23 protein-coding genes are annotated in these 26,731 nt (G+C 64.0%); 12 read left to right on the top strand and 11 right to left on the bottom strand.

The genetic code is table 11. The annotated features are described in order from the left end of the window. Positions 1–43: 43 nt before the first annotated feature. From ACZ0AV_RS10960 to ACZ0AV_RS10985, 6 genes are all read right to left on the bottom strand, one after another. Positions 44–868: an ABC transporter permease gene (locus ACZ0AV_RS10960; RefSeq protein ID WP_499151040.1), complete on the bottom strand. Its 825-nt coding sequence runs from the start codon at positions 866–868 to the stop codon at positions 44–46. A gap of 80 nt (positions 869–948) precedes the next feature. Further along, positions 949–2,196 carry an ABC transporter permease gene (locus ACZ0AV_RS10965; RefSeq protein WP_070880070.1) on the bottom strand — a complete coding sequence of 416 codons (1,248 nt, stop codon included), beginning with the start codon at positions 2,194–2,196 and terminating at the stop codon, positions 949–951. 107 nt (positions 2,197–2,303) lie between these two features. Beyond that, the gene (locus ACZ0AV_RS10970) at positions 2,304–3,338 is read right to left on the bottom strand and encodes an ABC transporter substrate-binding protein (protein WP_092366692.1); all 1,035 of its coding nucleotides are present in this window, start codon (positions 3,336–3,338) and stop codon (positions 2,304–2,306) included. Between the two features lie 44 nt (positions 3,339–3,382). Continuing rightward, positions 3,383–4,492 (bottom strand): ABC transporter ATP-binding protein, encoded by a 1,110-nt coding sequence (locus ACZ0AV_RS10975; RefSeq protein ID WP_499151041.1) that lies wholly within the window; start codon positions 4,490–4,492, stop codon positions 3,383–3,385. 217 nt (positions 4,493–4,709) lie between these two features. After that, complete coding sequence (locus tag ACZ0AV_RS10980) at positions 4,710–5,339, bottom strand: response regulator (protein WP_070880073.1); 630 nt, start codon at positions 5,337–5,339, stop codon at positions 4,710–4,712. A 15-nt stretch (positions 5,340–5,354) separates the two neighbouring features. After that, positions 5,355–7,757, bottom strand: a complete 2,403-nt coding sequence (locus tag ACZ0AV_RS10985) for a PAS domain-containing sensor histidine kinase (protein WP_499151042.1) — start codon at positions 7,755–7,757, stop codon at positions 5,355–5,357. A gap of 191 nt (positions 7,758–7,948) precedes the next feature. Between ACZ0AV_RS10985 and ACZ0AV_RS10990 the strand changes: the two genes are divergently transcribed. Continuing rightward, a complete protein-coding gene (locus ACZ0AV_RS10990) occupies positions 7,949–8,929 on the top strand; it encodes an alpha/beta hydrolase family protein (RefSeq protein WP_499151043.1) in 981 nt (326 codons plus the stop codon). 33 nt (positions 8,930–8,962) lie between these two features. On the opposite strand, the gene ACZ0AV_RS10995 is transcribed toward ACZ0AV_RS10990, so the two are convergent. The 3 genes from ACZ0AV_RS10995 to ACZ0AV_RS11005 are packed head-to-tail and all read right to left on the bottom strand — an operon-like array spanning position 8,963 to position 11,416. Next, complete coding sequence (locus ACZ0AV_RS10995) at positions 8,963–9,721, bottom strand: DnaJ domain-containing protein (protein WP_499151044.1); 759 nt, start codon at positions 9,719–9,721, stop codon at positions 8,963–8,965. A 1-nt stretch (position 9,722) separates the two neighbouring features. Further along, entirely contained in the window at positions 9,723–10,394 is a 672-nt protein-coding gene (gene murU, locus ACZ0AV_RS11000; RefSeq protein ID WP_499151045.1) for an N-acetylmuramate alpha-1-phosphate uridylyltransferase MurU, read from the bottom strand. Next, complete coding sequence (locus tag ACZ0AV_RS11005) at positions 10,391–11,416, bottom strand: aminoglycoside phosphotransferase family protein (protein WP_499151046.1); 1,026 nt, start codon at positions 11,414–11,416, stop codon at positions 10,391–10,393. The genes murU and ACZ0AV_RS11005 overlap by 4 nt, the downstream gene beginning before the upstream one ends. A 124-nt stretch (positions 11,417–11,540) precedes the next feature. Between ACZ0AV_RS11005 and ACZ0AV_RS11010 the strand changes: the two genes are divergently transcribed. From ACZ0AV_RS11010 to ACZ0AV_RS11060, 11 genes are all read left to right on the top strand, one after another. Beyond that, positions 11,541–14,306, top strand: coding sequence for an LPS-assembly protein LptD (locus ACZ0AV_RS11010; RefSeq protein ID WP_499151047.1), 2,766 nt, complete (start codon positions 11,541–11,543; stop codon positions 14,304–14,306). Continuing rightward, entirely contained in the window at positions 14,287–15,582 is a 1,296-nt protein-coding gene (locus ACZ0AV_RS11015; RefSeq protein WP_499151048.1) for a peptidylprolyl isomerase, read from the top strand. The genes ACZ0AV_RS11010 and ACZ0AV_RS11015 overlap by 20 nt, the downstream gene beginning before the upstream one ends. Positions 15,583–15,680: 98 nt before the next feature. Beyond that, positions 15,681–16,691, top strand: a complete 1,011-nt coding sequence (pdxA, locus tag ACZ0AV_RS11020; protein WP_499151049.1) for a 4-hydroxythreonine-4-phosphate dehydrogenase PdxA — start codon at positions 15,681–15,683, stop codon at positions 16,689–16,691. A gap of 122 nt (positions 16,692–16,813) precedes the next feature. Beyond that, the gene (rsmA, locus tag ACZ0AV_RS11025) at positions 16,814–17,626 is read left to right on the top strand and encodes a 16S rRNA (adenine(1518)-N(6)/adenine(1519)-N(6))-dimethyltransferase RsmA (protein ID WP_499151050.1); all 813 of its coding nucleotides are present in this window, start codon (positions 16,814–16,816) and stop codon (positions 17,624–17,626) included. A gap of 14 nt (positions 17,627–17,640) precedes the next feature. Beyond that, positions 17,641–18,021, top strand: coding sequence for a Co2+/Mg2+ efflux facilitator ApaG/CorD (apaG, locus tag ACZ0AV_RS11030; protein ID WP_499151051.1), 381 nt, complete (start codon positions 17,641–17,643; stop codon positions 18,019–18,021). Then, positions 18,021–18,845: a symmetrical bis(5'-nucleosyl)-tetraphosphatase gene (locus ACZ0AV_RS11035; protein WP_499151052.1), complete on the top strand. Its 825-nt coding sequence runs from the start codon at positions 18,021–18,023 to the stop codon at positions 18,843–18,845. Before apaG ends, ACZ0AV_RS11035 begins: the two co-directional genes overlap by 1 nt. After that, on the top strand, positions 18,842–19,171 hold the full coding sequence (gene glpE / locus ACZ0AV_RS11040; RefSeq protein ID WP_499151053.1) for a thiosulfate sulfurtransferase GlpE: 330 nt from the start codon (positions 18,842–18,844) through the stop codon (positions 19,169–19,171). Before ACZ0AV_RS11035 ends, glpE begins: the two co-directional genes overlap by 4 nt. A 490-nt stretch (positions 19,172–19,661) precedes the next feature. After that, a complete protein-coding gene (locus ACZ0AV_RS11045) occupies positions 19,662–21,584 on the top strand; it encodes a PrkA family serine protein kinase (RefSeq protein WP_499151054.1) in 1,923 nt (640 codons plus the stop codon). 64 nt (positions 21,585–21,648) lie between these two features. Beyond that, a complete protein-coding gene (locus ACZ0AV_RS11050) occupies positions 21,649–22,920 on the top strand; it encodes a YeaH/YhbH family protein (RefSeq protein WP_499151055.1) in 1,272 nt (423 codons plus the stop codon). Beyond that, positions 22,917–24,476 carry a SpoVR family protein gene (locus ACZ0AV_RS11055; protein WP_499151056.1) on the top strand — a complete coding sequence of 520 codons (1,560 nt, stop codon included), beginning with the start codon at positions 22,917–22,919 and terminating at the stop codon, positions 24,474–24,476. The genes ACZ0AV_RS11050 and ACZ0AV_RS11055 overlap by 4 nt, the downstream gene beginning before the upstream one ends. A gap of 85 nt (positions 24,477–24,561) precedes the next feature. Beyond that, complete coding sequence (locus ACZ0AV_RS11060) at positions 24,562–25,794, top strand: multifunctional CCA addition/repair protein (RefSeq protein ID WP_499151057.1); 1,233 nt, start codon at positions 24,562–24,564, stop codon at positions 25,792–25,794. On the opposite strand, the gene folK is transcribed toward ACZ0AV_RS11060, so the two are convergent. Both folK and folB read right to left on the bottom strand, forming a co-directional pair. Then, on the bottom strand, positions 25,791–26,318 hold the full coding sequence (gene folK / locus ACZ0AV_RS11065) for a 2-amino-4-hydroxy-6-hydroxymethyldihydropteridine diphosphokinase (RefSeq protein ID WP_499151058.1): 528 nt from the start codon (positions 26,316–26,318) through the stop codon (positions 25,791–25,793). The two genes, ACZ0AV_RS11060 and folK, sit on opposite strands and share 4 nt — an antisense overlap. Then, complete coding sequence (gene folB / locus ACZ0AV_RS11070; protein WP_499151059.1) at positions 26,309–26,665, bottom strand: dihydroneopterin aldolase; 357 nt, start codon at positions 26,663–26,665, stop codon at positions 26,309–26,311. The genes folK and folB overlap by 10 nt, the downstream gene beginning before the upstream one ends. Positions 26,666–26,731 lie beyond the last annotated feature (66 nt).

Below are 26,731 nucleotides of genomic sequence, written 5' to 3' on the forward strand. Positions count from 1 at the left end.
AGACCCTAGAGGCTACGGCGGTTATGGCAGCGCCCGTATAACCTTATTCGACCTCGGTGCGCAGCTTCTCGCTACGCCCGCGCAGCCATTCCAGCGTCAGCAGCAGCAGGATCGAGAAGCCGATCAGCAGGGTCGCGGCGGCAGCGATGGTTGGGCTGAGGTTCTCGCGAATGCCACTGAACATCTGCCGAGGCAGGGTGACCTGCTCGGGGCCGGCGAGAAACAGGGTCACCACCACTTCATCGAACGAGGTGGCGAAGGCGAACAGCGCACCGCTGATCACTCCGGGCGCGATCAGCGGCAGGGTTACCCTGCGAAAGGCGGTGATCGGCGAGGCGCCGAGGCTCGCAGCGGCGCGCACCAGATTGTAGTTGAAGCCCTGCAGCGTGGCGGACACGGTGATGATCACGAACGGCACGCCCAGCACCGCGTGCACCACGATCAGCGACAGGTAGCCGTTGGCCAGGCCCAGCGGCGCGAAGAACAGGTAGCTGGCAACGCCGACGATCACCACGGGCACCACCATCGGCGAGATCAGCAGGCTCATCACCAGTGCCTTGCCGCGGAATTCCGAGCGGGTCAGGCCGATGGCCGCCAGGGTACCGAGCACCATGGCCAGCACGGTCGCCGCCGGGGCGATGATCATGCTGTTCTTCAGCGCGCGCATCCAGCCGGCCGAGCCAAAGAAGTCCTCGTACCAGCGCATCGAGAAGCCCTGCATGGGGTAGATCAGGAAGGTGCCGGAGTTGAACGACAGCGGCACGATCACCAGGATCGGCAGCACCAGAAACAGCAGCACCAGGCCGCAGAGCAGGCGCAGGCCGTAGTACCAGGCGCGCTCGATGGGAGACATATACGGGCTCAGCATTTCTCAATCTCCATTCCATAAGCAGGTCGTTGAAAAACCACCTGCGTTGCCGCTACTTCGTTAACGTTTTCAATCGCCTGCTAACCCAGACGCAGGCGACCAGCGCCCACCAGCCAGCTGTACACCACGTAGAGCAGCAGCGTGGCGACCAGCAGCAAGCCGCCCAGCGCGGTGGCCATGCCCCAGTTGATGGTGGTGTTGGTGTAGAAGGCAACGAAGTAGCTGACCATCTGGTCGCTCGGGCTGCCGAGCAGCGCCGGCGTGATGTAGTAGCCGATGGACAGGATGAACACCAGCAGGCAACCGGCACCGACACCGGCCAGGGTCTGCGGGAAATACACTCGCCAGAAGCTGGCGAACGGGTGACAGCCGAGGGAAATCGCCGCACGCATGTAGCTCGGCGAGATGCCCTTCATCACGCTGTAGATCGGCAGGATCATGAACGGCAGCATGATGTGCACCATGGAGATGTACACGCCGGCGCGGTTGAACACCAGTTCCAGCGGTTGGTCGATCAGTCCCAGCTTGATCAGCGCCGAGTTGATCAGGCCGCCCGACTGCAACAGCACGATCCAGGCGGCGACACGCACCAGGATCGACGTCCAGAACGGCAGCAGTACCATGATCATCAGCAGGTTGCCCTGGCGAGTCGGCAGATTGGCCAGCAGGTAGGCCAACGGATAGGCCAGTGCCAGGCAGATGGCGGTGATCACCGCGCCCATCCAGAAGGTGCGGGCGAAGATGTCCAGGTAAATGGCCTGGTCCGGGGTGGTCTTGACCACGGCGCCGGTGTCGTCGACGCGATGGTCGAGCGAAGCCAGCAGGTAATAGGACGTCCAGGAACTGGTGTTGCGACGGATCACCTGCCAGTAGGCGGGGTCACCCCAGCGTTCGTCGAAGGATTCCAGGGCGTCCTTGTAGGATGCCGGCTCGGCTTCGAACGGCAGTGCACGTCCCGTCTTGGCCAGCAGGCTGCGGTAACCCGCCAGTTCCATGTTCAGGCGCTTGGACAGATCGCCCAGCTTCTGCTGTTCACGGGCCTCTGCCAGGTCCAGCGCCAGCGCCTGGTACACCGGCTCCGCCGGCAGGCCCCGGCCATCCCACGACTCGATGGCGGTGACGGTTCGCGGCATCGAGCCGATCACGTCCGGGTTATCCACGCTGCGATTGAGCAGCGCCACGATCGGCACCAGGAAGGTGAAGACGAGAAACAGCACCAGCGGCAGGATCAGCGCCTGCGACTTGAGGCGGTTCATCCGCTCGGCGCGCGCCAGACGCTGCTTGAGCGAGGGGCCGGCGACCTCGGCATGGGGCACTGCTAGGGCCATGGGGCTAACTCCGGTGAAGCGAATAAGGAATTCGGGGGTGAAGCCAGAGCGCCTGCACGCAGGCGCTCCTCACAACCTTGCTCGTGTAACGACGACTTGCTCAGGCGTTACTTGGCAGCCCAGGAGTTGAACCGCTGCTCCAGCACTTCACCGAAGTCAGCCCAGAAGGTCACGTCCATGGCCACCTGGTTGGCAATGTTCTGCGGGGCGGTCGGCAGGTCGGCAGCGACCTTGGCGTCCAGCAGATCGACGGCTTTCGGGTTGACCGGGCCGTAGGCAATGTTTTCCGAGTAGGTCTTCTGGTGCTCGGCCTGCAGGGTGAAGGCAATGAATTTCAGGGCTTCGTCCTTGTTCTTCGCGCCCTTCGGGATGGCCCAGGCGTCGAAGTCGTAGATGCCACCGTCCCAGACCACTTTCAGGCTGCTGCCTTCTTTCTGGGTAGCGGCGATGCGGCCGTTGTAGGCCGAGCTCATGACCACGTCACCGGAAGCGAGATACTGCGGCGGCTGAGCGCCGGCTTCCCACCACTGGATGTACGGCTTGAGTTCGTCGAGTTTCTTGAACGCGCGCTCCTGTCCGTCCTTGCTCGCCAGCACCTTGTAGACGTCTTTCGGCGCAACGCCGTCGGCCATCAGGGCGAACTCGAGGGTGTATTTGGCGCCTTTGCGCAGGCCGCGCTTGCCGGGGAATTTCTTCACGTCCCAGAAATCCGCCCAACTGGTCGGCGCGGTGGTCAGTTTGTCGGCGTTGTAGGCCATGACGGTCGACCAGACGAAGAAGCCGACGCCACACATCGACGCAGCACCTGGCACCAGGGCGTTCTTGTCGCCGACCACCGAGTAATCGATTTCTTCGAACAGGTCTTCGTCGCAACCGCGAGCCAGCTCGGGCGATTCCACCTCGACCAGGTCCCACGAGACGCTGTTGGTGTCGACCATGGCTTTGACCTTGGCCATTTCACCGTTGTATTCGCCAGCGATGATCTTGCCGTTGCCCGCTGCTTCCCACGGCTGATAGTAAGCCTTGACCTGGGCGTCCTTGTTGGCGCCCCCGAAGTTGACGACGGTGAGGTCCGCGGCATGAACCTGTGCAGCACAGACCAGCCCAAGGGTCAGCGCGGAAAGGGAGAATAGCTTCGACATTTTTATGTTGGCTCCGAGTGCTGTGGTAAAGCGGATAACGCCGATCATTCCGCCAACTGCGGATCAAGGGCGCGAACGTGCTCGACCTGCCAGCCGAGCGGGATCACATCACCGACGGCGAGCGCAGTATCGAGCTCGGCAATCGGCTGTTTGACGAAGAAGTCGGTCTTGCCGCACACCTCAAGCCGCACGCGCACGTGGTCACCGAGGTAAATGAACTCCGATACACGACCGGAAAACCGGTTGTCGCAGCCCTCGGCCGCGGCGTTCAGGCGAATGCGCTCGGGACGGATCGACAGGCTGACCGCGTCACCCGGCTGGCCGACGTTGACGGCCAGGGCCTGAACCATCTCGCCGCGGCTCAACTGCACGGTGCAGTTGTCGCCGTCGCGCGATACCAGCTCGCCGGCGAAGCGGTTGTTCTCGCCAATGAACTGGGCCACGAAGGTATTGCATGGCGCCTCGTAGAGTTCGCGCGGCGGAGCGATCTGCTGGATCTCGCCCTGATGGAACACGGCGACGCGATCGGACATGGTCAGCGCTTCGCTCTGGTCATGGGTCACGTACACCACGGTCACGCCGAGGCGCTGGTGGATGTGCTTGATCTCCATCTGCATGTGCTCGCGCAGTTGCTTGTCCAGCGCGCCGAGGGGTTCGTCCATCAACACCAGTTGCGGCTCGAACACCAGCGCGCGGGCCAGGGCCACACGCTGCTGCTGGCCACCGGAGAGCTGCGCCGGGTAACGGCCGGAGAAAGCGTCGAGTTGCACCATGGACAAGGAGCGTTTGACCTTCTCGGCGACGTCGGCCTTGCTCATGCCGCGCACGGTCAGGGGAAACGCCAGGTTCTCGGCCACGGTCATGTGCGGGAACAGCGCGTAGTTCTGAAACACCATGCCAATGTCGCGTTTGTGCGGCGGCACGTTGTTGAGGCGCTTGCCAGCCAGGGTGATTTCGCCGGCCGTGGGCGTTTCGAAACCGGCCAACATCATCAGGCTGGTGGTCTTGCCGGAGCCGGACGGCCCGAGCAGGGTCAGGAACTCGCCTTTGCGAATATCCAGATTGAGGTCTTTGACGATCAGGTTCTCGCCATCATAGCTTTTCTGCACGCCACGAAAGCTGACCAGGATGTCGTTCGAAGAAGTGTCGCCCATCACCGCACCTGCCTGTTTTTCTACCGTGGCTCAAGCCTAGAACCGGGGTTAGAGCCTGAAAATCGGGCGTGCTGACAGTTTGATATAAGGCGGTCGGACACATGACTGTAGGGCGATCCCTACAGCGATGTCGTGGATGGGCAACAAGCAGACGCGCAGACCTCATGGGCCGGCAGCGCGGCCCGAAAGGTGTGTCGCGAACAGATATGCCGGGCCGTCAGACCAGCTTGTGCTCGACGGCGTAACGCACCAGGTCGGCGACCGAGTGCAGGTTGAGCTTCTGCATCAGCCGCGCCTTGTGGGTGCTGATGGTCTTGCTGCTGAGCGCCAGGTGCGCGGCAATCTCGTTGACGCCCTCGCCCTGCACCAGCCGCTCGAACACCGAGAACTCACGCTCGGACAGGCGCGCGTGGGGCGGTCGCGAGTCGGTCAGCCCCACCTCGAAAACCATCCGGTCGGCCAGGTCCGGGTCGATATAGCGCCCGCCTGCCGCCACCTTGCGGATCGCGGTGAGCAGCAGCGCCGGGTCGCTGTCCTTGGTGGCGTAACCGGCCGCGCCAATCTTCAGTGCACGGGCGGCCATCTGCGCCTCGTCGTGCATCGACAGCACCAGGATCGCCGGCGGCTGGGCCAGGGCGCGAATCCGTGGAATCGCTTCCAGGCCATTGACGCCAGGCATGGAGATATCCAGTAACACCACCTCGCAGGGCGTGTTGCGCAGGGTTTCCAGCAATTGCTCGCCGTTGCTCGCCTCGCCGACTACCTGCAGGTCGCGGGCCATGCCGATCAGCTGCTTGATGCCCTCGCGGACGATGGTGTGGTCTTCCGCCACCAGTACTCGGATCACGTGCTCAGCCTCTGTTCAGTCATTGGATACACACTCCTGCAGCGGCACCCTGACGCGCAACAGCGTACCTTCGCCAGGCCGGCTGTCGAGGGTCAATTGCCCACCCAGCATCAACACGCGCTCGCGCATGCCCACCAGGCCGAAGGAATCGGCGCGCACCGCGGCGGGATGAAAGCCACTGCCGTCGTCGCTGATCGACAGCAGCAGGCTGTCGCCCAGCCACTCCAGGCGCACGGTCACGGTGTGCGCTTGGGCATGGCGCATCACGTTGGTCAGCGACTCCTGCAGGATGCGAAACAGCCCGGTCGCCTTGGCATCGCTGAGTGGCGGCAGGTGTTCGGGCACCTCGACCAGGCAGGGAATCTGCGTGCGCGCTTCGAAACGCCGCGCCTGCCATTCGATGGCCGAGGCGATACCGGCATCGAGAATCGGCGGGCGCAGCGCAGTGGCCACGTCGCGCACCAACTGGAACAGCTGGGCGATCAGCTTCTTCATGTTGTCCAGGCGCTCGCGCAGCCCGGGATCGAGATCGGCAAAGCCCAGCTCGCACATCGAGGTCTCCAGCTTGAGCACGGTCAGCACCTGGCCCAGCTCGTCATGCACCTCACGGGCAATGCGCGCCTTTTCCTCTTCGCGCACGCTCTCCAGGTGCGCCGACAGATCGCGCAGGCGCACCTGGGAGTCGGCCAGCGCCAGCTCGTTGCGCTTGTTGTCGCTGATGTCCCAGACCACGCCATCCCAGATCAGCCGGCCATCGGCCATGCGCCGGGCCATGGCCTTGATGTCGACCCAGCGCGACTCGCCAGTGTGGGTCAGCATGCGTCCCTGCCAGTGCCAGTCGCTGTCGCTATCGAAGGCCTGATCCTGAACACGGTGGTAGTCGGCCTTGTCATCGGGGTGCACCAGGCTGCGCAGGCCATGATCCGGCGCCAGCAATGTCGCCGCCGGATAACCGACCAGGCTTTCGCTGCCCTCGCCGATGAACGCGAACAGCGCCGGGTCGCCCTGGCGGGCGCGCTCCAGGCGGAACACCACGCCAGGGACGTTGGACGCGATGCCCTGCAGCCGCGCCTCGCTTTCCTGCAACGCGGCCAGGGCGCGGCGGCGCTCGGTGACATCGGTGATGAACACCACCAGGTATTCGGTATCGCGGTACTGCAGAAAGCTCAGCGATACGTCCACCGGCAGGCGGCTGCCATCGGCGCGCAGGCACTCGGTTTCGAAACGCGGCGGTCGCTCGTCGCCCTTGCGCGCCAGCCGCCACAGGTTGAGCCAACGGTCCATGTTCAGGCTCGGCTCGAAATCGCTCAGCGGCCGGTCGACCACGCCACCACTGCGGCAACCGAGCATCGCCTCGGCAGCGCGGTTGGCGTACCGCACGTGGCTGTCCCAGTTGACCCAGAGGATGCCCACCGTGCTGTTGTCGATGGAGAACTGCGACAGCCGCAGCGCATCGCGGGCCACCTCGCGCAGCTCGATTTCGTGGCGCGCGGCGAGCAGGCGAAACTCCAGAGTGTCCCGCTGGCGGCGCATCCATAGCGCCAACAGCAGCGCGAACACCAACAGCAGGCCGAGCAGCAGACTGATCCCGCGCCAGAAGCTAGATGAGTTTTCCTGCTGCAGATAACTCGGCGGCAGCCAGCGGTTGTGCAAGTCGTCCAGCTCGCGGGCCGACACGCTGCGCATCGCGACATCGACGATGCCGGACAGCGCCGGCCAGTCACGCCGGGAGGCGACCCGCAGCAACTGCGGAAAGCCGATATCGCCGACGATGGCCAGGCCGAGGAACTCCGGCTCGCGGGACAGCCGCCCCAATTGCGCCTCATCGAGCACCGCGTAGCTGGCCTGCTGATTGAGCACGCGCTGCAGCGCCTGGCGCGGTGAGCTGGCGATCTCCAGCTTGAGCCTCGGGTAGCTGCTGCGCAGGTAATCGAGCACGGCGTCGGATACCTTCAAGGCCACCGGCGAGCGGCTGTCGAGCTGTTCCAGGTCGACCGAGCCGCCGCTGTCACGCTCGCCAATCAACAGGTGCGACACACGCAGGAAGGGATCGGAAAACACCCACCGGCGCAGCCCGGAGGGCGTCTGGCCAAGACCGCTGGCCAGATCGATCTGGTCGTTGTGCAGCGCCTGCTCCAGCTCCTCGACGCTCTGGAAGGTTCGCCAGCGCAGCTGCACGCCCATCAGCGTGGCGAGGGTGTTCATCATCTCCACATTGGCACCGGTAAGACGATGCAATCGCCGGTCGAGCTGGGCGTAAGGCGCCTGCAACACGACGCCGGCACGCAGTACCGGATGCTCGGCGAGCCACTGCTGCTGGGCAGCATCGAAAATCGCCGCAGGTGCGGGCGGCGGCTCATCGGCCCACAACGCAGGCGACGCGCTCAGCAGCAGAAGAAACAGCCAGCGGTGGATCATGCTCGGGCACCGAGAAAGCGCAGGAAGGTAGCGCGGCGAGACCGCCGCTAAAGCCGCATTAAGCTACACCAGCAGCAAACAAATCCACGACAACGTGCTGCCGCCCGCGTATCGCCAGCGGCCGTCTTGTAGCTTGCACTGCAACGCCAACAGCCCCTAGGCTCATCACCATCCATTATTCGGGCAACACGATGACGCGCTTTCGATATTCGCCCCGCGACCTGCTGTGCCTGACCCTGCTGGCCACCGCCCTGGCTACGGCGGGCGAGCAGCCGCCAGCGACCGAGGCGGGTGAAAACAGCGAGGCCAAGCCCGAACAGCGGGCGCCCCTGGCAGAGCGCAGCGAGCTGGACGCGCTGGCGCTCGAGCGCCAGTTGGCAGCGGCCGAGCAGCAGCGCCTCGACGCCGCAGGCACCCCGTTCCTCGCCCTCTGGCTGCCGGCCAACGACCCGGCGCCCAAGGGCGCGGTGATCCTGCTGCCGGGCGATGAGGAAAGTGCCGATGCGCCGCGGGTGATCGGGCCGTTGCGACAGAAGTTGCCGGATGCCGGCTGGCACAGCCTCAGCCTCAGCCTCCCCGACCCGCAGGGTGCCGCCCTGCCGGTACGGGTCGCCGAGCCGCCAACCGAAGGTTCCGCAGCACCCGCCGAGAACGGCGCTGCCGACTCCGAAAAGCCGCCGCAAGCAGTACCCGAGGCGGCGCCGACAGCCGAGCCACCAGCCAGCGCCGAGGCCGCGCGGGCCGCGCATGTCGAGCGCGTGTTCGCCCGCATCGATGCCGGCATTGCCTTTGCCGGGCAGCAGCAGGCCAAACGTGTGGTCCTGCTGGGGCATGGTAGCGGCGCCTACTGGGCCACCCGTTACATGGCCGAGCGCAAGCCGGCAACCATCACTCACCTGATGCTGGTGGACATTCGCCAGCCCGAAGGCTTCGATGCTCCCGTCAACGACCTGCTGGCACAGGTCACCGCCAGCGTAGGCGACTTCTACTACCGCGACAGTGCAACGGCGCGCCAGGCGGCGCTACTGCGCAAGCAAATCAGTCAACGGCAGAAGCAGCCGGCCTTCGTGCAGGTTGGCCTGGATGCGTTACCGGGCAACCCGGCCGTCGGTGAGGAGCAGCTGTTCCGTCGCCTGCGCGGCTGGCTGGATAAGCAGGCGGGCGACAAGTGACGCATGCACCGCACACCGCGACGTTCGGCCTGATTAACGAAAGCCCTGGCGCTGACGAATCAAGGCGTAGGCGTTGTGCAGCTCACGGGTCTTCTCGGTGGCTTCACGGACTTTTTCGGGAGCTGCACCGCTGCCGGCCAGCTTGTCCGGATGATGCCGACTGAGCAGCCGCCGGTAGGCTTTCTTGACCTGCTGCGCGTCGCTGTCGGCGGTCACACCCAGCAGGCTCAGCGCCTGCTGGTAGCTGTCCGGTGCTGCGGTCGGCGGGCCCCGTCGCGGCGAGTAGGCAGCATTGAGCGCCTCTTGCGCCTCGGCAGATACCCCCAGCCATTTGCCCCAGAGCAGAATCAGCTCGCGCTCGGCCTGCCCCACGCGCCCGTCTGCCCAAGCCATGCGCCAGCAGGCACGCAGCAGCGCATCCGCATCGCTACGGCGACGCTGCAGGGCACCCCGCAGGCTGTCCTGGCCCGTCTTGCCGCGGGAAAACGCCTCGATGGCGGCGGCCTTGCCCGCCTCGCCCACGGATAATCGCTGCATTTCGGCACGCGCCTGGCGAATGTGCGCCTGCTGCACCACACCGTCACTTTTCGCCAGGCGACCGAGCATCACGAACAGCAGCTGTTCATCGCTCACCGCTGGCTGCCTGCGCAGGCGCTCGCCCAGCGCGCGCCAGCCACGCAGGCCAAGGCGCCGGTCAAGCACCTGCCCCAGCAAGCCACCGAGCAACAGGCCGGGAATACTCGCCAGCGCATAGCCTGCCACGGCGCCGAGCAACGTCAGGGGCCAGTACATTTCAGGCCTCGTCCTGGAGCAGGCGTTCGACCTCGGCCAACCGCTCATGGGTGCCGACATCCACCCAGCGACCGGCGAAACGCTCACCGCTCACCGCCCCCGCGGCCATGGCCGAACGCAGCAGCGGCGCAAGCTTGAAGGCCCCCGGCTGGCAGCCCGCGAACAGCGCCGGATTGAGCACGGCAATACCGCTGTAGGTCAGGCTCGCGCGGCCTGTCACGGCATCCGCGACCTGCCCGTCCTGCAGCAGGAAATCCCCGCTCGGGTGATGAGGCGGGTTGTCCACCAGCACCAGATGCGCGCGGCCCTGCAATGGCCGCCGCAAGTTGGCGAAATCGTAGTCGGTGAAGATGTCGCCATTGACTACCACGAACGGCTCTTCGCCCAGCAACGGCAGCGCCTTGAAGATCCCCCCGCCGGTTTCCAGCGGCTCGCCCTCCGGCGAGTACTGGATGCGCAGGCCGAAACGCTCGCCGTCACCCAGGTGATCTTCGATCTGCTGGCCCAGCCAGGCGTGATTGATCACCACATCCGTGAACCCCGCCCGCGCCAGCGCCCGTAGGTGATACTCGATGAGCGGTACACCCGCCGCCCGCACCAGGGGTTTTGGCGTATGCAGCGTCAGCGGTCGCAGGCGCTCGCCCTTGCCTGCCGCGAGGATCATGGCCTTCATCGAGCAGCCTCTGTCGCGCGCTTGAGCTGGCCGATCAACTCGCCGAGTTCGGCCAGCTCCGGCCGCCGTTCGAGCACTGCCTCTATATAGGTGAAGAAGCGTGGCACGTCGGCCAGGTAGCGGGGCTTGCCGTCACGGTGGCAAATGCGCGCGAAAATACCGATCACCTTGAGGTGGCGCTGCACGCCCATCAGGTCGCTGGCACGCAGAAAGTCCTGCAGATCGCCCTGCACCGGCACGCCGGCTACCCGAGCCTGCTCCCAATAGCCTTCGAGCCAGCTGCGCACGCGCGCTTCCGGCCAACTGAGGAAGGCGTCCTTGAACAGGCTGGTGATGTCGTAGGTGACCGGACCGTAGACCGCATCCTGGAAATCCAGCACGCCGGGATTGGGCTCGCTGATCATCAGGTTACGGGGCATGTAATCGCGATGCACCAGCACCTTGGGCTGCGCCAGGGCGCTGTCGATCAGCACCGCACAGATGCGTTCCCAGGCGGCCTGCTGCGCGGCAGTGAAGGTGATACCCAGCGCCTTGGCGACATACCAGTCGGGAAACAGCTGCAGCTCGCGGCGCAGCAATGCGTCGTCGTAGTGAGGCAGCGGCGCATCCATCGGCAGCCGCTGGTACGCCAGCAGCGCGTCGATGGCCGGGCCGAACAGGCTGTCGGCATTATCGGCATCGATCACATCCAGATACGTATGCCGGCCCAGGTCGCTGAGCAGCAGGAAGCCCTGTTCGAGATCCGCCGCGTGAATCTGCGGCACATTCAGGTCGGCACGCGCGAGCAATTGCGCCACCTCGACGAATGGTCGGCAATTCTCCTGCGGCGGCGGTGCATCCATCACGATCAGGCTGCGCCCAGCGGCCTCCCAGCGGAAATACCGCCGGAAGCTGGCATCGCTGCTGGCAGGCTGCAGCACGGCTGGTGGTACCGCCCCCCACTGCTTGACGGTGAATAATTCCTGCAACTGCGGCTCGAGCCACTGTTGCAGGTGTTGCAGACGTACATCGTGATCAGGCATTACAAGGGTCTCCGACGGCGCTAGCCGTTGCGCGGGTCATGCTTTATTATCCAGCATCTTTTTCAGCCCATCGAGAGGCGTGCGGCCCCTGGGCCAAAAGCGCACAGGAAGCCCGGAAAACAAGATGGCAGTAAAATACCCCGCTTTTCGAAAGAAATTCCCGCTTCTGGTAACGGGCGGCCTGTTGGCCTTGCAACCCTTCGCCAGCCCATTCGCCACCGCTGCCGAACAATTCGATTGCCAGGCATCGCCAACCGGCGGTTGGGCCTGTGCGCCGAAAACCAGCGCTGCCAATGTACCGATTCGACCGACGCACAGCACCAATGCGGTGAGTGCCGGTACCGCGGGTACGGTAGCCGCCAAGCCTGAGACCAAGGCCGCGCCAACGCAAGTCACCGAAAGTGGTGGCCGAGCGCTGGCCTCGCGTAGCGCCGACTACAGCCACCTCGACTGGGTACCGCGCGAGCAGTTGACCAGTGCGCAGCTGGCCGAGATCGGCCCGTCCTGCTCCGGCACCTACATCGAGCCTAGTCGCCCAGGCATGAACGACACCACGCCGATGAGCGAGGCGCCGATGTTCGTATCGGCCAAGGCTTCGCGCTATCAGCAGGACGCGCAGGTCGCCACGCTCGCGGGCGACGTAGTGGTGCGCCAGGCCGGCATGCAGGTCGAGGCGGACGAAGCCAACCTGCACCAGGCGGAAAACCGCGGTGAGCTGGTCGGCAACGTGCGCCTGCGCGACAAGGGCGCCCTGGTGGTCGGTGATCGCGCCGAGCTGCAACTGGATAACGGTGAAGCGCGCGTCGACAACGCCGAGTACGTGATGCATGCCGCCGGTGTACGCGGCAGCGCGGCCTACGCCAAGCGCGAAGAGACTGCGATCATCCGCCTCAAGGACGGTACCTACACCAGTTGCGAACCGGGCAGCAACGCCTGGCACCTGACCGGCAACAACATCACCCTGAACCCGGCGACCGGCTTTGGCACCGCGACCAACGTCACCCTGCGGGTCAAGGACTTCCCGGTGTTCTACACACCGTACATCTACTTCCCGATCGACGACCGTCGCCAGTCCGGCTTCCTGCCGCCAAGCTTCGGCAGTTCGAGCGACAACGGCCTGACCCTGCAGACGCCGTACTACTTCAACCTGGCGCCGAACTTCGACGCCACCCTGTACCCGACCTACATGGCCGATCGCGGCCTGCTGCTGGAAGGCGAGTTCCGCTACCTGACCCGCAGTAGCGAAGGCCAGGTCGGCGCCGGCTACCTGGACGACAGCAATGATGATCGCGAGCTGCAGTCCGGCTACAAGGACCAGCGCTGGATGTACAGCTGGCAGCACAGGCAGGGGCTGGACGAGCGCCTGCTGGCCGAGGTCGACTACACCGATATCAGCGACCCGTACTACTTCCAGGATCTGGACACGGACCTGGGCATCGAGACCTCCACCTACGTCAACCAGCGTGGCACGCTGACCTGGCGCGGTGACAGCTACACGGCCAAGCTCAATGCCCACGCCTACGAGCTGGCGACGATCACTGACGTGACGCCTTACGATCGCCTGCCGCAGATCACCCTGGACGGCAAGCTGCCGTTCGAGCCGGGCGGTGTGAACTTCACATACGGCAGCGAGCTGGTTCGCTTCGACCGCGACCTGCGCAGCGGCAACTTCATCAATGAAGATGGCGTAGACGAAGGCCCCTGGAACGACTTCAACATCCAGGGTCTGGCCCGCTCCACCGGTACTCGCATGCACGTGGAGCCGGCGGTCAGCCTGCCACTGGACTGGAGCTGGGGCTTTATCAAGCCTCAGGTCAAGTACCTGCAGACCAACTACGACCTGGACATCGACCAGCGCGGCAGGAACACATTGCTGGCTGACGAACAGTACAGCAGCAGCCAGAACCGTGGCGTAGGCATGTTCAGTGTCGACAGCGGCCTGTACTTCGACCGCGACACCTCGCTGTTCGGCCGCGAAGCCCGCCAGACCCTCGAACCGCGCCTGTTCTACCTCTACGTACCCGAGGAAGACCAGACCGACATCCCGGTATTCGACACCAGCGAGAGCACGTTCAGCTACGCATCACTGTGGCGCGAGAACCGCTTCAGCGGCAAGGATCGCATCGGCGACGAAAACAAGATTTCCCTTGGTGTAACCAGCCGCTGGATCGAAGACAACGGCTTCGAACGCCAGCGCTTCAGCATCGGCCAGGCCTTCTATTTCGAAGATCGCCAGGTGCAGATGCCCGGCATCGACTACCGCACGCGTGATGAAGCGCAGTCGTCGGTTTCGCCGTACGCCCTGGAATACATGTACCGCTACAACCAGGACTGGCGCTTCACCTCGGACTTCAACTGGGATCCGGATGCACGCCGCACCCGCTCCGGCAGTGCCATGTTCCATTACCAGCCTGCCGACAATCCGCGCAAGATCGTCAACGTGGGTTATCGCTATCGCAACGACACCCTCAATTACGACGAAAGTACCGGTCGGTGGGGCTTCGGCAGCGATTATGGAACCGAAGGTAGCCCGAACTTCATCGAGGACTACTACAAGATCAGCCAGCATGACTTCTCCGTCATCTGGCCAATCGGCCCGCAGTGGAGCGTGATCTCCCGCTGGCAGTACGACTACGGTCGCAACCGTACCCTGGAAGCCTTCGGCGGCTTCGAGTACGACAGCTGCTGCTGGAAATTGCGTGTCATCAACCGCTACTGGATCGACTACGACGAGGTCAGCCTCAATCCTTCGCGCAACGACCAGGCTGATACCGGCATTTTCCTGCAGATCGTCCTCAAAGGCCTGGGCGGTGTGACGGGTAGCAACGTTGAGACATTCCTCGACCAAGGCATTCAAGGTTATCGTAAACGTGAAGATGAAGCTTTCTGAGTGCGTGCGCCCGCTGCTGTTGGGCGCGCTGTTTCTGGGTACCGCGGCGCATGCCGATGTACAGCCCCTCAACCGCGTGGTGGCGATCGTCGATAACGACGTGATCATGCAAACCCAGCTCGACGCCCGTGTTCGCGAAGTTCAACAGACCATCGCCAAGCGCGGCGCCGAGGTTCCACCGGCCGACGTCCTGACGCAGCAAGTGCTCGATCGCCTGATCATCGAGAACATCCAGCTGCAGATGGGCGAGCGCTCCGGCATTCGCATCAGTGACGAAGAACTCAACCAGGCGATCACCACCATTGCCCAGCGCAATGGCATGACCATCGAGCAGTTCCGCGCGGCACTGGCCCAGGACGGCCTGTCGTTCAACGAAGCCCGTGACCAGGTCGCCCGCGAGATGATCATCAGCCGTGTGCGTCAGCGCCGGGTGGCGGAGCGTATCCAGGTGACGGAGCAGGAAGTGAAGAACTTCCTGGCCTCCGACCTCGGCAAGATGCAGCTGTCGGAAGAGTTCCGCCTGGCCAACATCGTCATCCCGGTGCAGGAAGATGCCTCGGCCGACGCCCTGCAGACCGCAGAGCGCCGCGCTCAGGATATCTACCAGCAAGCACGCCAGGGCGCCGACTTCGGCCAATTGGCCATCGCCAACTCCTCCAGTGAAACCGCGCTGGAAGGCGGCGACATGGGCTGGCGCAAGGCTGCCCAGTTGCCACCGCCATTCGACAGCATGCTCAGCACGATGAACGTCGGCGACGTCAGCGAGCCGATCCGCACACCCGGCGGCTTCATCCTGCTCAAGGTGCTGGAGAAGCGCGGTGGCGAGGCAGCGGCGGTCCGCGATGAAGTGAACGTGCGGCACATCCTGATCAAACCCAGCGAGATCCGCAGCGAGGCCGACGCACAAGTTCTGGCCGAGCGCCTGTACCAGCGCATCCAGGCCGGGGAAGACTTTGCCGAACTGGCGAAAAACTTCTCCGAAGACCCGGGTTCGGCCCTCAACGGCGGCAGCCTGAGCTGGATCGACCCGGCTGCCCTGGTTCCCGAGTTTCGCGAAGTGATGAACAACACCGCCAGCGGTGAAGTCTCCAAGCCCTTCAAGAGCCCGTTCGGTTGGCACGTGCTGCAGGTCATGGGCCGTCGCGCCACCGATAGCAGCGAGCAGATGCGTGAACAACAGGCGCTCAACCTGCTGCGCAACCGCAAATACGAGGAAGAATTGCAGACCTGGCTACGCCAGATCCGCGACGAAGCCTACGTCGAAATCAAGCTGTAACCCGCTTCGATGCTGTACCGAAAGCCCGGCCCAACGCCGGGCTTTTTCATGGGCGCCTGCGCTAGAATCACCAGTGCCCTGCCCCTCGAGAGCCGATCATGTCCCCTTCCCTGCGCTTTGCCCTCACCCCCGGAGAACCCGCCGGCATCGGCCCCGACCTGTGCCTGTTGCTGGCCCGCGAGCGCCAGGCGCATGCGCTGATCTGCATCGCCAGCACCGCACTGCTGAGTGCGCGCGCGGCAGAGCTCGGGCTGGAGATAAGCCTGATCGACACCGCGCCCGGCAACTGGCCAGCGCAACCGGCACCGGCGGGTAGCCTGTATGTCTGGGACACGCCCCTTGGCCAGCCGGTGCGAACCGGGCAACTGGACAGCGCCAACGCCGCCTATGTACTGCGTACCCTGACCCGCGCCGGCCAGGGCTGCCTGGATGGTGACTTCGCCGGGCTCATCACCGCGCCCGTCCACAAGGGCATCATCAACGAGGCGGGGATCGCCTTTTCCGGCCATACCGAGTTCCTCGCCGAGCTGACGGGTACCGGGCAGGTGGTCATGATGCTCGCCACCCGTGGCTTGCGCGTGGCACTGGTCACCACTCACCTGCCGCTCAAGGACGTCGCCAGTGCCATCACTGCCGAGCGCCTGCAGCGGGTGACCCGCATCCTGCATGCGGAGCTGCGCGACAAGTTCGGCATCTCCGCTCCGCGCATCCTGGTCTGCGGCCTCAACCCACATGCGGGCGAAGGTGGCCACCTGGGCCGCGAGGAAATCGACATCATCGAGCCCGTGCTGCAGCACCTGCGCGGCGAGGGCCTGGACCTGATCGGCCCGCTGCCAGCCGATACGCTGTTCACCCCCAAGCATCTTGAGCACTGCGATGCCGTGCTGGCGATGTATCACGACCAGGGCCTACCGGTGCTCAAGTACAAAGGCTTTGGCGCCGCCGTGAACGTCACCCTGGGGCTGCCCATCATCCGCACCTCGGTAGACCATGGCACCGCGCTGGACCTGGCCGGCACGGGACGGGTCGACTGCGGCAGCCTGCAGGTGGCCCTGGAAACCGCCTACGAAATGGCCCATGGCAGCACCCTGACCGACAACGCCCGCTGAGGTGCAAGACGGCGAGCGGCAACGCGCTCGACGGTCGTTCCCTGCTAAACTGCGCGTTTTCGCCTGATCGCTTTACGCGCTTGCCTACCGCTTGCAGCTTGAAGCCTGGAGCTGCTTTTCCGATGTCCGAGCCTTACCAACACCGTGCGCGCAAACGCTTTGGCCAGAACTTTCTTCACGACGCGGGGGTTATCCATCGCATCCTGCGCGCCATCCATGCGCGTGACAGCGACCACCTGCTGGAGATCGGCCCCGGTCAGGGTGCGCTGACCGAAGGGTTGCTCAACAGCGGTGCCCGGCTCGATGTCATCGAACTGGACCTCGACCTGATCCCCATCCTGCAAGCCAAGTTCGGCAGCGAGCCACGCTTTCGGCTGAACCAGGGCGACGCCCTCAAGTTCGACTTCGCCCGCCTGGAGGCCGAGCCCGGCAGCCTGCGCGTGGTCGGCAACCTGCCTTACAACATCTCCACGCCGCTGATTTTTCACCTGTTGGCCAATGCCCACCTGATTCGCGACATGCATTTCATGCTGCAGAAGGAAGTGGTCGAGCGCCTTGCCGCCGGGCCCGGCGGTGGTGACTGGGGCCGCCTGTCGATCATGGTGCAGTACCATTGCCAGGTGGAGCACCTGTTCAACGTCGGCCCTGGGGCGTTCAACCCGCCTCCCAAGGTCGACTCGGCCATCGTGCGCCTGACCCCGCACAAACAGCTGCCGCACCCTGCCAAGGATCACCAGCTCCTCGAACGTGTGGTTCGCGAGGCCTTCAACCAGCGCCGCAAGACCCTGCGCAACACCCTCAAGGCCCTGCTGCCGGCCAGCGAAATCGAAGCTGCCGGTGTCGATGGCAGCCTGCGCCCCGAACAGCTGGACCTGGCCGCCTTCGTGCGCCTGGCCGACCAGTTGGCGGCACAGCCCGCCGTTTCGCCCACCTGACCGACCGAGTGCCCATGTCCGACCCTCGCTACCAGATCGACGTCAGCATCGTCACACGCTACCTGACGGAGCAATCGCAGCCGCAGCAGAATCGCTTCGCGTTCGCCTACGATGTGACCATCACCAACAACGGCAGCCTGCCGGCGCAGCTGGTGTCGCGCCACTGGCTGATCACCGACGGTAACGGCCAGGTCCAGGAAGTGCGCGGCGCCGGTGTGGTCGGCGAACAGCCACTGATCGAGCCGGGTAATAGCCACCGCTACAGCAGCGGCACGCTGATGGCGACGCAGGTCGGCATCATGCAGGGCAGCTACCAGATGATCGCCGAGGATGGCCGGCGTTTCGATGCGCCGATAGCGCCCTTCCGCCTCGCCGTTCCCGGTGCCCTGCACTGATGGCAACCTATGCCGTTGGCGACCTGCAGGGGTGCCTGAAACCGTTGCAGTGCCTGTTGGAGCGGGTCGCCTTCGATCCCCGGCATGACCGCCTGTGGCTGGTTGGCGACCTGGTCAACCGCGGTCCCGAGTCGCTGGCAACACTGCGCTTTCTGTACGGCATGCGCGAGGCGCTGGTCTGCGTGCTGGGCAACCATGACCTGCACCTGCTGGCGGCCGCACGCCATGTCGAGCGCCTCAAGCGCGGCGACACCTTGCGCGAAATCCTCGAGGCGCCGGACCGTGACGACCTGCTTGACTGGCTGCGCCGGCAAAAGCTGCTGCATTACGACGAACAACGCGACACGGCCCTTGTGCACGCCGGCATTCCTCCGCAATGGAACATGGCAAAAGCGCTCAGGCGTGCTGCCGAGGTGGAGGAGGCGCTTCGTGACGATGCGCGCTACCCGATGTTTCTCGATGGCATGTACGGTAACGAGCCGGCGCGCTGGGACAAGGAACTGCAAGGCGTGACACGCCTGCGGGTGATCACCAACTATTTCACCCGCATGCGCTTCTGCAAGGCGGACGGCACCCTGGACCTGAAAAGCAAGGAAGGCCTTGGCACCGCGCCAGCCGGCTACCTGCCCTGGTTCAGCCACAAGCAGCGCAAAACCCGCGGCCACACGATCATCTTTGGCCACTGGGCCTCTCTCGAAGGACGCTGTGACGAGCCCGGCGTGTTCGCCCTCGACTCGGGGTGCGTATGGGGCGGCAGCATGACCCTGATGAACATCGACAGCGGCGAATACCATCGTTGCGACTGTAGCGAGGAAACAGCATGAGCGAATTCAAACGCATCCCTCCGGAACAGGCCCAGGCGCTGCGCGAGCAGGGCGCAGTAGTGGTCGACATCCGCGATCCGCAAAGCTTTGCCGCCGGGCACATTGCCGGCTCGCAACACCTGGACAACTATTCCCTGGCTGACTTCATCGCCAAGGCCGATCTCGATGCGCCAGTGATCGTCGCCTGCTACCACGGCAACTCAAGCCAGAGCGCCGCCGCCTACCTGGTCGGCCAGGGGTTTTCCGACGTGTACAGCCTCGACGGCGGCTTCGAGCTGTGGCGCAGTACCTTCCCGCAGGAAACCGCCCACGGCCAGCCGCAATGACATCACGCCAGCAGCACGGCTGACGGTCGCTGGCGAGAACCTGCGTCATGGCTTGCCGCCAAGCCAGGGCATAAAAATTTTCAGCGGCGCGGCCCCCGCCAGCACTGGGCTTGACCTGTTCCCGCGCGCCGCCGTGGCGTACCTGCCTGCGATTGCGCCTTGATCTTGGCGATTCCGAACTATCCTTACCTCAGGCCATCCCAATTCAGGTAGCCGGCCAATCGGCCGACGGGCCATCGGTAACCACCTTCAGCAGACGGTCAGGCCATGCGTTGCATGGTCATGGCGGGGAAGGCAGCCGATACGCCGCGGGGCAAATACCTCGGCGGCGGCTGTCCTTGAACCTGCCATGCCACGGACAGGCCGATCATGAGGTTCTGGCTGACTGCGGGGGTGCTCGGGGGATTCATCCCGGCTGCGCAAGCGCCGGGCCTGCATGCACCCGCTCGACCGATCCCGGCCGCTTCCAAGCATCGAGCGAGGTGAAGTCATGAGCATTTTCAGTCACTTCCAGCAACGATTCGAGGCGACCCGCCAGGAGGAGTACTCGCTGCAGGAGTACCTCGAACTGTGCAAACAGGATCGCAGCGCCTACGCCAGTGCCTCCGAAAGGCTGCTGATGGCGATTGGCGAACCGGAGCTGCTCGATACGTCGCACACCGCTCGGTTGTCACGCATCTTTTCCAACAAGGTGATTCGTCGCTACCCCGCCTTTGCCGATTTCCACGGTATGGAAGAATGCATCGAGCAGATCGTTTCCTACTTCCGCCACGCGGCCCAGGGTCTGGAAGAGAAGAAGCAGATCCTTTACCTGCTCGGCCCGGTCGGTGGCGGTAAATCGTCCCTGGCCGAGAAGCTCAAGCAACTGATGGAGAAGGTGCCCTTCTACGCCATCAAGGGCTCGCCGGTATTCGAATCGCCACTGGGGCTGTTCAACGCCGCGGAAGACGCCGCGATTCTCGAAGAGGACTACGGTATCGAGCGGCGCTACCTGGGCAGCATCATGTCGCCCTGGGCCAGCAAGCGTCTGGCCGAGTTCGGCGGGGATATCAGCCAGTTCCGCGTGGTCAAGCTCTACCCATCGATCCTCAACCAGATCGCCATCGCCAAGACCGAGCCAGGTGATGAGAACAACCAGGATATCTCGGCCCTGGTCGGCAAGGTGGACATCCGCAAGCTCGAGGAGTATCCGCAAAACGACGCCGATGCCTACAGCTATTCGGGGGCCCTGTGCCGGGCCAACCAGGGCCTCATGGAATTCGTCGAAATGTTCAAGGCGCCGATCAAGGTGCTGCACCCGCTGCTCACCGCCACCCAGGAAGGCAACTACAACAGCACCGAAGGTCTGGGAGCGATTCCCTACAGCGGCATCCTCCTGGCGCACTCCAACGAGTCGGAATGGCACACCTTTCGCAACAACAAGAACAACGAGGCGTTCATTGACCGCATCTACATCGTCAAGGTGCCGTACTGCCTGCGCGTCAGCGACGAGGTCAAGATCTACGACAAGCTGTTGACGAGCAGCTCGCTGGCTGATGCCCACTGCGCACCGGACACCCTGAAGATGCTCGCCCAGTTCTCCACCCTGTCGCGCCTGAAGGAGCCGGACAACTCCAACATCTACTCGAAGATGCGGGTCTACGACGGTGAGAACCTCAAGGACACCGACCCCAAAGCCAAATCGATCCAGGAATATCGCGATGCCGCCGGTGTCGATGAAGGCATGAACGGCCTGTCGACCCGCTTCGCTTTCAAGATTCTCTCCAAGGTATTCAACTTCGACCCCCATGAAATTGCCGCCAACCCGGTGCACCTGCTGTACGTGCTGGAACAGCAGATCGAGCAGGAACAGTTTCCCGGCGAAGTACGCGAGCGCTACCTGCGCTTCATCAAGGAATACCTGGCGCCGCGCTACATCGAGTTCATCGGCAAGGAAATCCAGACCGCCTACCTGGAGTCCTACAGCGAGTATGGCCAGAACATCTTCGACCGCTACGTGCTGTACGCGGATTTCTGGATTCAGGATCAGGAATACCGCGACCCGGAAACCGGCGAGATCCTCAATCGCGTGGCCCTCAACGAGGAACTGGAAAAGATCGAGAAACCCGCCGGCATCAGCAACCCGAAGGATTTCCGTAATGAAATCGTCAACTTCGTGCTGCGCGCCCGGGCCAACAACAACGGCAAGAACCCGACCTGGCTGAGCTACGAGAAGCTGCGGGTGGTGATCGAGAAGAAGATGTTCTCCAACACGGAGGATCTGCTTCCGGTCATCAGTTTCAACGCCAAGGCCAGCAAGGAGGATCAACAGAAGCACAACGACTTCGTCAAACGCATGGTCGAGCGCGGTTATACCGAAAAGCAGGTTCGCCTGCTGTCGGAATGGTATCTGCGCGTACGTAAATCGCAGTAAGCGGCCCGGGCGCCAGGCCACCGTGCAGCCGTGGTCTGGCGCCTGCAGCGCCCGGAGGGCTTGTATGAGCTACGTGATCGACCGTCGCCTGAATGGCAAGAACAAGAGCACGGTGAACCGCCAGCGGTTCATCCGTCGTTACCGTGACCACATCAAGAAGGCCGTGGAAGAGGCGGTCAGTCGCCGCTCCATCACCGACATGGAGCACGGCGAGCAGATCAGCATCCCCGGCCGCGACATCGATGAGCCGGTGTTGCACCACGGCCGTGGCGGCAAGCAGACCGTCGTGCATCCCGGTAACAAGGAGTTCGTGGCCGGCGAACGCATACCGCGGCCGCAGGGCGGTGGCGGCGGCCAGGGCGCCGGCAAGGCGAGCAACTCCGGCGATGGCATGGACGAGTTCGTCTTCCAGATCACCCAGGAGGAATTCCTCGATTTCATGTTCGAGGACCTGGAGCTGCCTAACCTGGTCAAGCGCCACCTGACCGGCGCCGAAACGTTCAAGACCGTGCGCGCCGGCATCAGCAACGAGGGCAACCCTTCACGCATCAACATCATCCGCACCCTGCGCTCGGCCCACGCCCGGCGCATTGCGCTGTCCGGCAGCAGCCGGGCGAAGCTGCGCGAGGCCAAGACCGAACTCGAACGCCTGCGCCGCGAAGAACCCGACAATTTCGGCGACATTCAGCTCCTGGAAGCGGAAATCGAACGCCTCAGCGCCCGCATACACCGCGTGCCCTTTCTCGACACCTTCGACCTCAAGTACAACCTACTGGTCAAGCATCCCAACCCCAGCTCCAAGGCGGTGATGTTCTGCCTGATGGACGTCTCCGGCTCCATGACCCAGGCCACCAAGGATGTCGCCAAGCGCTTTTTCATCCTCCTGTACCTGTTTCTCAAGCGTAACTACGACAAGATCGAGGTGGTGTTCATCCGCCACCACACCAGCGCCAAGGAAGTCGACGAGGAGGAATTCTTCTACTCGCGGGAAACCGGCGGCACCATCGTCTCCAGCGCGCTGAAAATGATGCAGGAGATCATGGCCGAGCGTTACCCGGTCAACGAGTGGAATATCTATGGCGCCCAGGCCTCGGACGGCGATAACTGGAACGACGACTCGCCGGTATGCCGCGATATCCTGATCAGGCAGATCATGCCCTTCGTCCAGTACTTCACCTACGTGGAGATCACCCCGCGCGAGCACCAGGCGCTGTGGTTCGAGTACGAACGGGTCGCCGAAGCCTATGACGAGACCTTCGCCCAGCAACAGCTGGTATCGGCAGGCGATATCTACCCGGTGTTCCGCGAACTGTTCCAGCGGAGGCTAACGACATGAGTGCCAAGAAACGCCAGCCCCTCTCCACCGGGTCGGAATGGACGTTCGAACTGATCCGCGACTACGACCGGGAAATCAGCCGCCTCGCCGAGCGCTATGCCCTGGATACCTACCCGAACCAGATCGAGGTGATCACCGCCGAACAGATGATGGACGCCTACGCCTCCGTCGGCATGCCCCTGGGCTACCACCACTGGTCATACGGCAAGCAGTTCCTCAGCACCGAGAAGTCCTACAGTCGCGGGCAGATGGGCCTCGCCTACGAGATCGTGATCAACTCCGACCCGTGCATCGCCTACCTGATGGAGGAAAACACCATCACCATGCAGGCGCTGGTGATCGCCCACGCCTGCTACGGGCACAACAGCTTCTTCAAGGGCAATTACCTGTTCCGCACCTGGACCGACGCGGCGTCGATCATCGACTACCTGGTGTTCGCCAAGCAGTACATCACCCAGTGCGAAGAACGCCACGGCATCGATGCGGTCGAGGACCTGATCGACTCCTGCCATGCGCTGATGAACTATGGGGTGGACCGCTACAAGCGCCCCTACCCGATTTCCGCCGAGGAGGAGCGACGCCGCCAGAAGGATCGCGAGGAGCACCTGCAACGGCAGATCAACGACCTGTGGCGGACCATTCCCAAAAGCGCCAGCAAGACCAGCGACCAGGACAACAAGCGCTTTCCCGCCGAGCCGCAGGAAAACATTCTCTACTTCCTGGAGAAACATGCGCCGCTGCTCGAACCCTGGCAGCGCGAGGTGATCCGTATCGTGCGCAAGATCGCCCAGTATTTCTACCCGCAGCGCCAGACCCAGGTGATGAACGAAGGCTGGGCGACCTTCTGGCACTACACCCTGATGAACGACCTCTACGATGAAGGCCTGGTCACCGATGGCTTCATGATGGAGTTCCTGCAGTCGCACACCAGCGTGGTGTTCCAGCCCTCGTTCGACAGCCCCTACTACAGCGGCATCAACCCCTACGCCCTGGGTTTTGCCATGTACCGTGACATCCGGCGCATCTGCGAGGCGCCCACCGACGAGGATCGCCACTGGTTCCCCGACATCGCTGGCAGCGACTGGCTGAGCACCCTGAAATTCGCCATGACCAGCTTCAAGGACGAAAGCTTCATCCTGCAGTACCTGTCGCCCCAGGTGATCCGCGACCTCAAGCTGTTCAGCATCCTCGACGACGACCAGAAGGACGAGCTCAGTGTGCCGGCCATTCATGACGAGCCGGGCTACCGCACCATCCGCGAAACCCTGGCGGCCCAGTACAACCTGGGCAACCGCGAGCCCAACGTGCAGATCTGGAACATCGACCGCCGCGGTGACCGCTCCCTGACCCTGCGCCACTTCCAGCACGACCGCAAACCACTGGGCACCTCCACCGAGGAGGTACTCAAGCACCTGCATCGCCTTTGGGGCTTCGATATCCACCTGCAGACCCTGCAGGGGGAGCAGATCGTCAACACCCAACATGTGCCGCCCAGGAGCGACAAATCGGCCGAGGGCGAGTTTCCACGCCTGGACCTGCACATCCCGCCGCTTTGACCCTGGGCCCGAAAGGGCTCAACACCTCTGCGCAACGACAGCCTCCGGCGCAGCGGTTATCCTCTGCGTCATGACGGAGGACCCTATGCACATCTACAAAGTTGGCGGTGCCGTGCGCGACCGCCTGCTCGACCGCCCGGTTACCGAAGTTGACTGGGTGGTGGTCGGCGCTACTGCCGAGGCCATGCTGGAAAAGGGTTTCCGCCCGGTGGGCGCGGATTTTCCGGTGTTCCTGCACCCGCAAACCGGCGAGGAATATGCGCTGGCACGCACCGAGCGCAAGAGTGGCCGTGGCTACGGCGGTTTCACCTTCTACGCCAGCCCGGACGTGACCCTGGAACAGGACCTGATACGCCGCGACCTGACCATCAATGCCATTGCCGAAGATGAGCACGGGCAGCTCATCGACCCGTACGGCGGGCAACGCGACCTGGCCGACAGGCAATTGCGCCACGTATCCCCGGCGTTCGCAGAAGATCCACTGCGTGTGCTGCGCGTGGCCCGTTTCGCCGCCCGATATGCGCCACTGGGTTTCAGCGTGGCGGCCGAGACGTTGACATTGATGCGCCAGCTTGCCGAATCGGGCGAGCTGGATGCACTGACTCCCGAGCGCAGCTGGAAGGAAATCTCCCTCGCACTCATGGAGCCGCGCCCGGACGTTTTCATACAGGTGCTGCGCGACTGTGGTGCGCTCGCAGCCCTGCTGCCCGAGGTCGACGTGCTGTTCGGCGTGCCGCAGCCGCCGGCCCATCACCCGGAAATCGACACCGGCGTTCACGTGCTGGCCGTGCTGCGCCAGTGCGCCGAACACCAGCAGCCATTACCGGTACGCTGGGCCTGCCTGCTCCACGATGTGGGCAAGGGGCTCACCAGGCAGGCCGACTGGCCGCGGCACATCGCACACGAGCACCGCGGCATCCCGCTGATCAAGACGATCAACAGCCGCTGCAAGGTGCCCCGGGAGTGTCAGGAGCTCGCCGAGCTGGTCGGCGAGCTGCACACCCATGCCCACCGCGCCCTGGAGCTGCGCCCCACTACGTTGCTGGAGCTGATGCAGCGATTCGACGTGTTCCGTCGGCCGCAGCGGTTCGAAGCGTTCGTCGCCGCCTGCGAGATGGATGCCCGGGGTCGCCACGGCCTCGAGCAGCGTGATTATCCGCAAGCCGCCTACCTTCTGGACGCCATGCACGCAGTCCGCAAGGTTACCGTGCAGCCGCTGCTGGAGCGTGGCTACAAGGGCGCGGAACTCGGCGAAGCCTTGAACCGCGAGCGCCTGGCTGCGCTCAAGGCGTTCAAGCAGGCAGTGCAGGCGGATTAAGGCGAGGGCAGCAGGTCGGTGGGCGTCAGCTCGACGCCGCGCCACTGGAAGGCCACCGGCCACAGCTGCTGCTCGATGCGCGCCTCCCTCCACAGCTCGGCGAAGCTCTGCCCAACGCCCGGGTGCTGGGTATCGGGCGCCAGCAGCGCCAGCGGCCTGAGCACGAAGGCGTTCCTTAGAATCTCCGCACGGGGCAGCACCAGCCCATCGAAACTGCCCACCAGCGCGTCGTACATCAGCACGTCGATATCCAGCGGCAAACCCTTGCGATCAGGGGCGTAGCGGCCGTTGTCGGCCTCGATGAATTTCAGCCGGCGATCCAGTTCAGGCAACGGCAGGGCGGTGTGCCCGGCGATCACCAGGTTGAAGAACGGGCCACTCTTGATGCCCACGGCCAGGCTTTCGAACACCGGCGAGCAGCGCATGTCGGTGACGATGTCTGCCAATGCATCCAGCCCGGCGCACAGGTGCACCTCGCGCTCGATGTTGCTGCCCAGGCCCAGCAAGATCGGGGTTAGCGACATCCGCGCTCGATCTCCACACCGACACCGCCACGGGCGGCGGGTACTGCACCCGGCTTGGTCAGCCGCAGGCGCACCCAGGGAATCGCGAACTCGTTCATCAGCAGGTCGACCAGGCGCTCGGCGAACGTTTCCACGAGGATGAACTGCGACTCGCTGGCGAACGCCTGAATACGCGCGGACACCGACGCGTAATCCAGCGCCTTGCTCAAGTCGTCATCCTTGGCGGCGGGACGGTTGTCCCAACCCAGCCAGAGATCGAGCTGCAGGCATTGGCGGATGGTGCGCTCCCAGTCGTAGGCACCGATGACGGTGTCGACCTCCAGGCCCGCGATAAACACTGTGTCCAAGCACGCTCTCCACGGCACGACAAGCTGGCCGTACCTCGTTAGAATCAGGCATCCCCCGGCGCGGAA

Source organism: Pseudomonas sp. AC532 (assembly GCF_979258965.1).